This window comes from Acinetobacter sp. UBA3461, from assembly GCF_002381195.1.
Classification (GTDB): Bacteria; Pseudomonadota; Gammaproteobacteria; order Pseudomonadales; family Moraxellaceae; genus Acinetobacter; species Acinetobacter schindleri.
Window position 1 is genome coordinate 851 of sequence record NZ_DFRO01000040.1, and the last position, 8,655, is coordinate 9,505.

7 protein-coding genes are annotated in these 8,655 nt (G+C 43.5%); 4 read left to right on the plus strand and 3 right to left on the minus strand.

The window, feature by feature from the left end; translation table 11 throughout:
- From B3D47_RS11220 to B3D47_RS11230, 3 genes are all read left to right on the plus strand, one after another.
- On the plus strand, positions 1-691 hold a 691-nt coding region (locus tag B3D47_RS11220), incomplete at its 5' end, for a carbohydrate porin (RefSeq protein WP_286862056.1).
- 160 nt (positions 692-851) lie between these two features.
- Positions 852-3,254 (plus strand): glucose/quinate/shikimate family membrane-bound PQQ-dependent dehydrogenase, encoded by a 2,403-nt coding sequence (locus B3D47_RS11225; protein WP_286862058.1) that lies wholly within the window; start codon positions 852-854, stop codon positions 3,252-3,254.
- A gap of 234 nt (positions 3,255-3,488) precedes the next feature.
- Positions 3,489-5,618, plus strand: coding sequence for a TonB-dependent receptor (locus B3D47_RS11230; protein WP_286862060.1), 2,130 nt, complete (start codon positions 3,489-3,491; stop codon positions 5,616-5,618).
- Between the two features lie 109 nt (positions 5,619-5,727).
- On the opposite strand, the gene arsH is transcribed toward B3D47_RS11230, so the two are convergent.
- From arsH to B3D47_RS11245, 3 genes are read right to left on the minus strand one after another with little or no spacing between them, the layout of a single operon-like run.
- The gene (gene arsH, locus B3D47_RS11235; protein ID WP_286862062.1) at positions 5,728-6,432 is read right to left on the minus strand and encodes an arsenical resistance protein ArsH; all 705 of its coding nucleotides are present in this window, start codon (positions 6,430-6,432) and stop codon (positions 5,728-5,730) included.
- Between the two features lie 4 nt (positions 6,433-6,436).
- On the minus strand, positions 6,437-7,477 hold the full coding sequence (gene arsB, locus B3D47_RS11240; RefSeq protein ID WP_286862063.1) for an ACR3 family arsenite efflux transporter: 1,041 nt from the start codon (positions 7,475-7,477) through the stop codon (positions 6,437-6,439).
- Positions 7,478-7,487: 10 nt separating this feature from the next.
- On the minus strand, positions 7,488-7,805 hold the full coding sequence (locus tag B3D47_RS11245; protein ID WP_286862065.1) for a metalloregulator ArsR/SmtB family transcription factor: 318 nt from the start codon (positions 7,803-7,805) through the stop codon (positions 7,488-7,490).
- A gap of 83 nt (positions 7,806-7,888) precedes the next feature.
- Here B3D47_RS11245 and arsC point away from each other — a divergent pair, with 83 nt between their 5' ends.
- On the plus strand, positions 7,889-8,317 hold the full coding sequence (arsC, locus tag B3D47_RS11250) for an arsenate reductase (glutaredoxin) (protein ID WP_004814597.1): 429 nt from the start codon (positions 7,889-7,891) through the stop codon (positions 8,315-8,317).
- Positions 8,318-8,655: the final 338 nt, after the last annotated feature.

Genomic DNA, 8,655 nt, shown 5'->3' on the forward strand with positions numbered 1-8,655 from the left:
CCAATGGTATAACTGGCCAGTATCACAGTGGGCAGCACGTGTGAAATATAACCTCATACCTGAAATCTTTACCCAAGTGGGCGTCTATGAATATAACCCTGAGAATCTGGAACGTGGTAAAGGCTTTAACCTGAGCACAGACGGCTCTAAAGGCGCGATCATTCCGGCAGAAGTAGTGTGGACACCAAAACTCGGTGAACGAAAACTTCCAGGGGAGTATCGTGCCGGTTATTACTATAGTACCGCAGATTCAAAAATTCTTGACGGTGTAACGCCTCAAGAGATCCAGACTAAAACAGACCATCATCAAGGTGGCTGGATTGTTGCCAAGCAACAATTGACGGCACAGCAAGACGATATATCTCGTGGTCTCAGCGGATTCGTAAATCTCACCCTTCATGATGCCAAAACAAATGAAAAAACTGATATACAAAATATTGGCCTTGTGTATAAAGGCGCAATGGATGCTCGTCCAAAGGATGAAATTGCGTTTGGTATTGCCCGTATCCATATGAATTATGATGCATTGGGTGACCGTAGTGAAGAAATCGATGCAGAAATCTACTACGGATTGCATGCCACGAACTGGCTCACTATTCGACCTAACCTTCAGTATGTTCGCCATGTCGGTGCATACAGAAATGGTGAAAGCGTTTGGGTAGGCGGTATCAAGTTTAATACCTCCTTCTAAAAAGAGTTCTTAGTTGCAAATACATAATTGAATCTCCCGTGACTTTGAGGCATTGATAAACAGATGCCTCAGGTATGTATTTATAACTAAGAACTTAACAATATGGTGTTCATGCATTCGAATTGCATGAGCGAAAAGAAATCTTATAAAGGTGTTCAATATGAATACTTCGTCTTCAGGTTCAGTACTGAAAACGATTATGGCAGTCATTGCTGTTATTTTCGGTCTGGTACTACTGATCGGAGGGATTTACCTGGCAATACTTGGTGGGTCTTGGTACTACATCATTGCCGGTATTTTCTTTATTGCGACCGCAGTTTTATTACATAAACAGAAAAGTACAGCACTGATCGTATACGCCGTGCTGATCTTAGGCACAGTAGTATGGGGGCTATGGGAAGTTGGTTCGGACTTCTTCGCACTCGCACCTCGTTTAGACATTTTAGGCCTGTTCGGTTTAGCACTTCTCATTCCAGCCGTGACGCGTGGTTTTGGGGAGACGAAAGGTGCCAAGATTGCACTCACCAGTACTTTAGCAATTACCATTGCGGTAATGATCTATTCTGTATTCAATGACCCGCAAGAAATTCGTGGTGAGCTAAAATCACAGCAGCCTGCAGTGCATCAGTCTATTCCCGGTATTGCTGACGAAGACTGGCCAGCCTATGGCCGTACTCAATCTGGTCTACGTTATTCTCCATTGAAACAGATTACTGCTGATAACGTAAAAAATCTGGAGCTGGCTTGGGAATTTCATACCGGTGATGTAAAAACGGATAAAGATTCTGGTGAAACTACAAATCAGGTAACCCCGATTAAAGTGGGTAATAACCTGTTTATGTGTACCACTCACCAGTACCTGATTGCACTTGATCCTGCGACGGGTAAGGAAAAATGGCGTTTTGATCCTAAGCTGAAAGCGGACAATACCTTCCAGCATTTAACGTGCCGTGGAGTGTCTTATTATGATGCCAATAACACTACCGGTTTTGAAAGCAGTCTAGCTGCTCGTTCTACAACGTCTGCCGAATGTCCTCAGAAAGTAATCTTACCAGTGAATGACGGACGTTTGGTGGCGGTCAATGCAACTACTGGTAAGGTATGTTCCGACTTTGGTAATAACGGCGAAGTCGATCTGCAAAAAGACATGCCATTCCCATATCCAGGTGGTTATAACCCGACTTCACCTCCTGTGGTGACAGGTACAACCATTATCATTGCGGGTTCAACCACAGATAACTATTCAACTGAAGAACCTTCAGGTGTCATTCGTGGTTATGATGTAAATACTGGTGAATTGCTCTGGGTATTTGATACGGGTGCGGAAGATCCAAATGCGATTCCTGCTCCAGGGCAAAAGTTTGTACATAACTCACCAAATGCATGGGCACCTTTAGCTTATGATGCCAATCTGGATATTGTTTATGTGCCTACAGGTGTCGGTACACCAGATATCTATGGTGGTCATCGTACTGAACTGGACGAGCGTTATGCCAATTCAATGCTGGCATTGAATGCCTCTACTGGTAAATTAGTCTGGAACTTCCAGACTACCCATCATGACCTATGGGATATGGACGTACCAGCTCAACCAACATTGACTGATATCAAAGATAAAAACGGGAATATGGTGCCAGCCATCTACGTGCTGACCAAGACTGGTAATGCCTTTGTATTAGACCGTCGTAATGGTGAAGCGATTATACCAATCACTGAGAAACCGGTGCCTCAATCTGTAAAACGTGGTCCACAAACTAAAGGTGAGTGGTATTCAAAAACTCAACCATTCTCTGACTTCAACCTGGCTCCTCAAGATAAATTGACGGATAAGGACATGTGGGGTGCCACCATGTTTGATCAGTTAATGTGTCGTGTATCGTTCAAAAAACTGAACTATGACGGTATTTATACACCACCCTCTGAAAACGGGACGCTGGTCTTCCCGGGTAACCTGGGGGTATTCGAATGGGGCGGTATGTCTGTGAATCCAGACCGTCAGATTGCATTGACCAACCCAATTGGTTTGCCATTTGTATCTCGTCTAATTCCGCAAGATCCGAACCGTAAGCAGACTGCCAAAGGTGCAGGTACTGAAGCGGGCGTACAGCCAATGTATGGGGTGCCTTATGGGGTTGAAATCAGTGCCTTCCTGTCTCCATTTGGCTTGCCATGTAAGCAGCCTGCATGGGGCTATGTGGCGGGTGTAGATCTGACCACCCATGAAGTTGCCTGGAAACGCCGTATTGGTACGATTCGTGACAGTATGCCGGGTATTCCATTACCCCCATTTAAAATGGGTGTGCCAATGCTCGGTGGTCCAATCTCGACTGCGGGTAATGTGATGTTTGTTGGTGCAACTCAGGATAACTATATCCGTGCCATCAACGTAAACAATGGGGATGAGTTATGGAAAGGTCGTCTGCCAGCAGGTGGTCAAGCCACTCCAATGACTTATGAAGCTAACGGTAAACAGTACGTGGTGATTATGGCGGGTGGTCATGGTTCCTTTGGTACCAAAATGGGCGACTCTTTAGTGGCCTATGCATTACCAGACAACAAATAATGAAGTTTTGTAGTTAAGTAAAAAAGCCTGATTCGTCAGGCTTTTTTATGCAGAATACAGGCTGTTATAACAATGAATCTTAACCAGCAAATTATGATTGGTCAGATGAGCATGTTTATAAACATGATGCACTGATCTCATGCTGCTGAGCATTCGAGATACAGCAAAAAAACACTTTATAAATATTTTGGCTTCCATGACATGCATAGACGCCAGACTTCAGGAATATAAGCTATGTACCTTCATATAAGACGGTTACCGATGAAATCAACGTTGTCCTGCCTGATCGCCTGTATCAGTCAAGGAATTTATGCGGAAGAACCGGTTACAGAGGTACAGCGACTGGCTCCCATTGTGGTTGAAGCAACCCGTACAGATCGTGCCATTTTGGAAACACCGGCATCTACCTATTATCTGCATCAGGAACAACAAAATAGCTTAAATGTAAACTTGTCTGAAACCTTAAAAGGTGTACCAGGGTTGCAGCTGAATAACCGCGAAAATTACGCTCAGGATTTACAGATCTCAATGCGGGGCTTTGGCGCACGCTCGACTTTCGGTGTGCGAGGAGTACGTTTATATGTGGACGGTATTCCTGCGACTATGCCGGATGGGCAGGGGCAAACCTCGAATATTGACCTGAATAGTCTGGATCATATTGAAGTGCTGAGTGGTCCATTTTCCTCGCTATATGGTAATTCTTCTGGCGGAACCATCCTGACACAAAGCCGTGAAGGGCAAGGACCTGATTCAGTCACTTTAGGATATTCAGGTGGCAGTCAGAATAAAGGTCAAACGAACCTGGTACTACAAGGTGGCTCAGATAATGCTTCTGAACCAAGCTATATCATCAGTTCATCTTATTTTGATACGGATGGTTTCCGTGACCATAGTGGTGCACATAAAGTACTGAACAATGCCAAGCTGACTTGGGATCTGGAGGATGGCTCTAAAATTAACTGGGTCAATAACTATGTCAAAATTGCAGCAGATGATCCAGGTGGTTTAACACGTGAACAATGGCGAGCAAATCCTAAACAGGTTGCAAATAATGTGCTGCTATATAACGCCCGAAAAGAGATTGAACAGCTTCAAACTGGTTTAACCTGGAATAAGCCAATCAATGATCAGCATGAGCTATATGGTATGGCCTATTGGGGACAGCGTGCAGTTACGCAATATCAGTCGATTCCAAACACAGCACAAGGCGGTCCTAATCATGCCGGTGGCGTGATTGACTTCGACCGTAATTTTTATGGTGCAGATTTACGTTGGACAGGCCGAGAGATTTTGCCAAATACCAAGTTAATTGCTGGTATTGCTGTAGATGCCATGACCGAAGACCGGAAAGGCTATCAAAACTTTCTGGGTAATACTTTAGGTGTCAAAGGTGAATTACGTCGTAATGAAGACAATACGCTTTGGAACGCTGATCCTTATCTACAGGCTTCTTATAACTTTGCGCCAGATTGGACATTGGATGCCGGGCTACGTTATAGCAATGTGCATTTTAAATCTGATGATCATTACTTAAATAATGGCGATAATTCAGGTAAAACAACTTATAAGAAATTGCTGCCTTCAGCCGCGCTAAGCTGGCAGATTCTACCCGAATTGATGGTCTATACCAGTTATGCACAAGGCTTTGAAACGCCGACCTTTACTGAAATGGCTTATCCTGCAAATACGGCAGAAAACCGCAGCTTTAGTTTAAAAGCGGCTGAAAGTGAAACTTATGAGCTAGGATTAAAATCTGCGAATCGCTTTGGTGATATGACCTTAGCAGCATTTCAGACTCAAACCAAAAATGACATTGTTTCTGCGGGAAGTGATGGCGGGCGCTCAACGTTTCGTAATGCAGATAAAACCTTAAGAAAAGGACTGGAACTATCCTGGAGTAAAGACCTGTGGCGAGATCTGACTGCTCAAGTCAGCTATAGCTATATCGACGCCACGTTTGATGCAGATATTCCTGCAATTCTTAATGATGAAGGAGAAATTATAGTATCTAGAGTGGCATCTGGTAACTACATTCCGGGGATTGCCAAAAATCAGGCTTTTTTTGCTTTAGGCTGGAAACCTGAAAATGGTTTAAGTACGGGTGTAGATGTGCGTTATTCAGACAAAATTTATGTTAACGACATTAACTCGCAATATGCGCCAAGCTATACCGTGGCTGGTGCCAATGTTGGCTATCACTGGAAAATGCAGGATTGGGTGGTGAATACTTTTGCACGTGTCGATAATCTGTTTGATAAAGACTATTCAGGTTCAGTCATCGTCAATGAAAGCAATGGCCGTTTCTATGAGCCGGCAGAAGGGCGAAACTGGAGTGCCGGGTTGAGTATAACCAAAGCGTTTTAATTGAAATAATGTGTGGCTGCTCAATTTTCAAAATAAAAAATCCCGCTTCTTGAGTGGGATTTTTTAATATTTAAGCTTTGAAAAGTTGATCAGAGAATTTGAAATAAAACTAGATCGTTTGCTGATTCACTCGTTTCGATAATTCTTCGGCACTTTCGACCCGTTCAGAATATCGATCGGTGAGATAAGCAGACTGACCGCGGGTGAGGAGAGTGAACTTGTAGAGTTCTTCCATCACATCCACAATGCGGTTGTAATAAGGTGATGCTTTCATGCGACCATCCTCTTCAAATTCGAGGAAAGCTTTGGGTACAGAAGACTGATTTGGAATGGTGACCATGCGCATCCAGCGTCCTAAAATACGCAACTGATTCACTGCATTAAAGGATTGTGAACCACCACAAACCTGCATCACGGCCAGTGTCTTGCCTTGAGTCGCACGAATTGCACCTGCTGCCAGAGGAATCCAGTCAATTTGGGCTTTTAAAATCGAACTCATCGAACCATGACGCTCCGGTGAACACCAGACCATGCCTTCTGACCAGGCCAAAAGTTCATGCAGTTCTTTTACCTTAGGATGATTTGTATCTGCATCCTCAGGTAAGGGCAATCCTTTGGGATGGAAGATGCTGACCTCGGCGCCAAAATATTGCAGTATCCGGCCGGCTTCCTGAACAGCAAGTCGGCTATAAGAGCGATCACGGTTTGAACCATAGAGCAGCAGAATGCGAGGTGGATGATCCAGCGCTTTGGCCTGAACTTTGTCCAGTGTCGGTGTTTCTAGTAGATTCATATTGATATTCGGGAGATCCATCGGGTTATGCCTCTTTAAACACTTTTTTTCTTAGCCATAATGAAACGCTGACCAGCGCAATCAGAACTGGAACTTCAACCAGAGGACCAATCACGGTGGTGAATGCCACAGGGGAGGCGAGACCGAAAGTGGCAATCGCAACTGCCAGTGCCAATTCAAAATTATTACCGGCGGCGGTAAAAGAAATAGCCGCAGTTTTAGGATAGTCATTGCCCATCCACTTGCTCATAAAGAAGCTGATAAAGAACATCACCACGAAATAAATGGTTAAGGGAATGGCAATTCTGAGTACATCCAGTGGCAGGCTGACCACATCACCGCCTTTAAGGCTAAACATGGCGACAATGGTAAACAACAGGGCCAGCAGGCTGAGCGGACTGATTTTTGGAATAAACTGCGTTTGATACCATTCCAGACCTTTTTGCTTGACCAGAATCAAACGTGTCAAAAAGCCCAGTAAAAATGGAATACCCAGATAAACCAGAACCGCGTGGGTAATCGTCCAGAAGCTGACATCAATTACCTGTGCTTCAACACCAAAATAAGGCGGCAGGAAAGTCAAAAACAGCCAGGCATAGCTACTGAAAAACAGGATCTGGAAAATACTGTTAAATGCCACCAGTCCGGCCACATACTGATTATCGCCGCACGCCAGACCATTCCAGACCAGCACCATGGCAATACAACGCGCCAAACCGATCAGGATGACACCCGTCATATATTCAGGATAGGATTGTAGAAAAATCAGCGCCAATGCAAACATCAGGCAGGGAGCAATCAGCCAGTTCTGAACCAGAGACAGGGTGAGTGTGCGTTTATCCTTAAATACCTGCGGCAAGGTGGCATAGTCCACTTTGGCAAGTGGTGGATACATCATGATAATCAGACCGATGGCAATCGGAATATTGACCGAATCAATACTCATCCGGTCTAAAGCAATCGATGCCTGAGGAAAGAAAACCCCAATCCCGATCCCCAGCAGCATGGCGATAAAAATCCAGAGGGTCAGATTCTTATCTAAAAATGACATTTTTGAAGCAGACATGATATTAGGCTCAGAATAATTCACAAGATGTTGAAATGGTGGATTTTAATTTTTGAATTTCCAGATCTTGTGCGATGACTTTTAATACTTCATTTGCCCAGACCGGCAAATCCGGATTTAAACGGTAATAAACCCATTGCCCTTGGCGTTGATCCAACAAGACACCCAGATTTCTCAATAAAGCCAGATGACGGGAAATTTTGGGTTGGCTCAGATTTAATTGCTCTGTAAATTCACAGACGCAGACATTATGTTTGGCCATGACCAGTTTTAAAATATCTAAACGTGTTGAATCGGCAAGACATTTAAAAAAATCGGTCTGATGCATCGTGATATCCTGATATATTTACTATTGCGAATATACGGATATCCATATATAAAAGCAATATTGTTTATATACTGAGAAAAGTCATGTCGCAAAAGATCAAGATTTATCATAATCCCGAATGTGGAACCTCTCGAAATACCTTGGCCTTGATCCGTAATACCGGTGAGGAACCACAGGTGATTGAATATCTGAAAACACCACCGACCAAAGAGGAACTGATTCAGTTAATCCAGGATGCGGGTCTGTCGGTACGTGAAGCGATTCGTAAAAATGTAAAGCACTATGAAGAACTGAACTTGGAAAGCAGTGATTGGACAGATCATCAATTGATTGATTTCATGCTGCAACATCCGATTTTGATTAATCGTCCATTTGTGGTGACTGAACTGGGTGCGAGATTGTGTCGACCATCAGAAGTGGTTTTAGATATTCTTTCCGCTCCGCAGCGCGCAGCTTTTAGCAAGGAAGATGGGGAAATGATCATTGATGAAGCAGGGAAACGGTTGAAATAAATTCCAGAATTGAAGACGATAAATCAGATCACAAAAAAGCCACTGTAAGGGTGGCTTTTTATTTCAAGCTAAAATGACACATAGCTTGTCATTAGCATGATAATAGAATCAGTGGTTTAGTTCTTCTAATAGGTCATAATGACACTATGCTGCGACTCAACCGATGTCATTATGAGTGTAAAACGATTTAACCTCTGTCATTTTTCGAAAATGGTTCTTAGACTGCATATTCATATTTTAATGGACATTAAATCTCTTAGAGAAGTGAACAGAGATTCCTATCTTACTTGGACGCTTTAAATGGTTTCTAACATTTTTTGTTATTCACCAATTAAAAT

What these genes read in the sequence shown, in the direction of transcription:
- B3D47_RS11225 (WP_286862058.1), top strand. Translation starts at nt 852, where the DNA reads ATGAATACTTCGTCTTCAGGTTCAGTACTGAAAACGATTATGGCAGTC.
- B3D47_RS11230 (WP_286862060.1), top strand. Translation starts at nt 3,489, where the DNA reads ATGTACCTTCATATAAGACGGTTACCGATGAAATCAACGTTGTCCTGC.
- arsH (WP_286862062.1), bottom strand. Translation starts at nt 6,432, where the DNA reads ATGGATCTCCCGAATATCAATATGAATCTACTAGAAACACCGACACTG.
- arsB (WP_286862063.1), bottom strand. Translation starts at nt 7,477, where the DNA reads ATGTCTGCTTCAAAAATGTCATTTTTAGATAAGAATCTGACCCTCTGG.
- B3D47_RS11245 (WP_286862065.1), bottom strand. Translation starts at nt 7,805, where the DNA reads ATGCATCAGACCGATTTTTTTAAATGTCTTGCCGATTCAACACGTTTA.
- arsC (WP_004814597.1), top strand. Translation starts at nt 7,889, where the DNA reads ATGTCGCAAAAGATCAAGATTTATCATAATCCCGAATGTGGAACCTCT.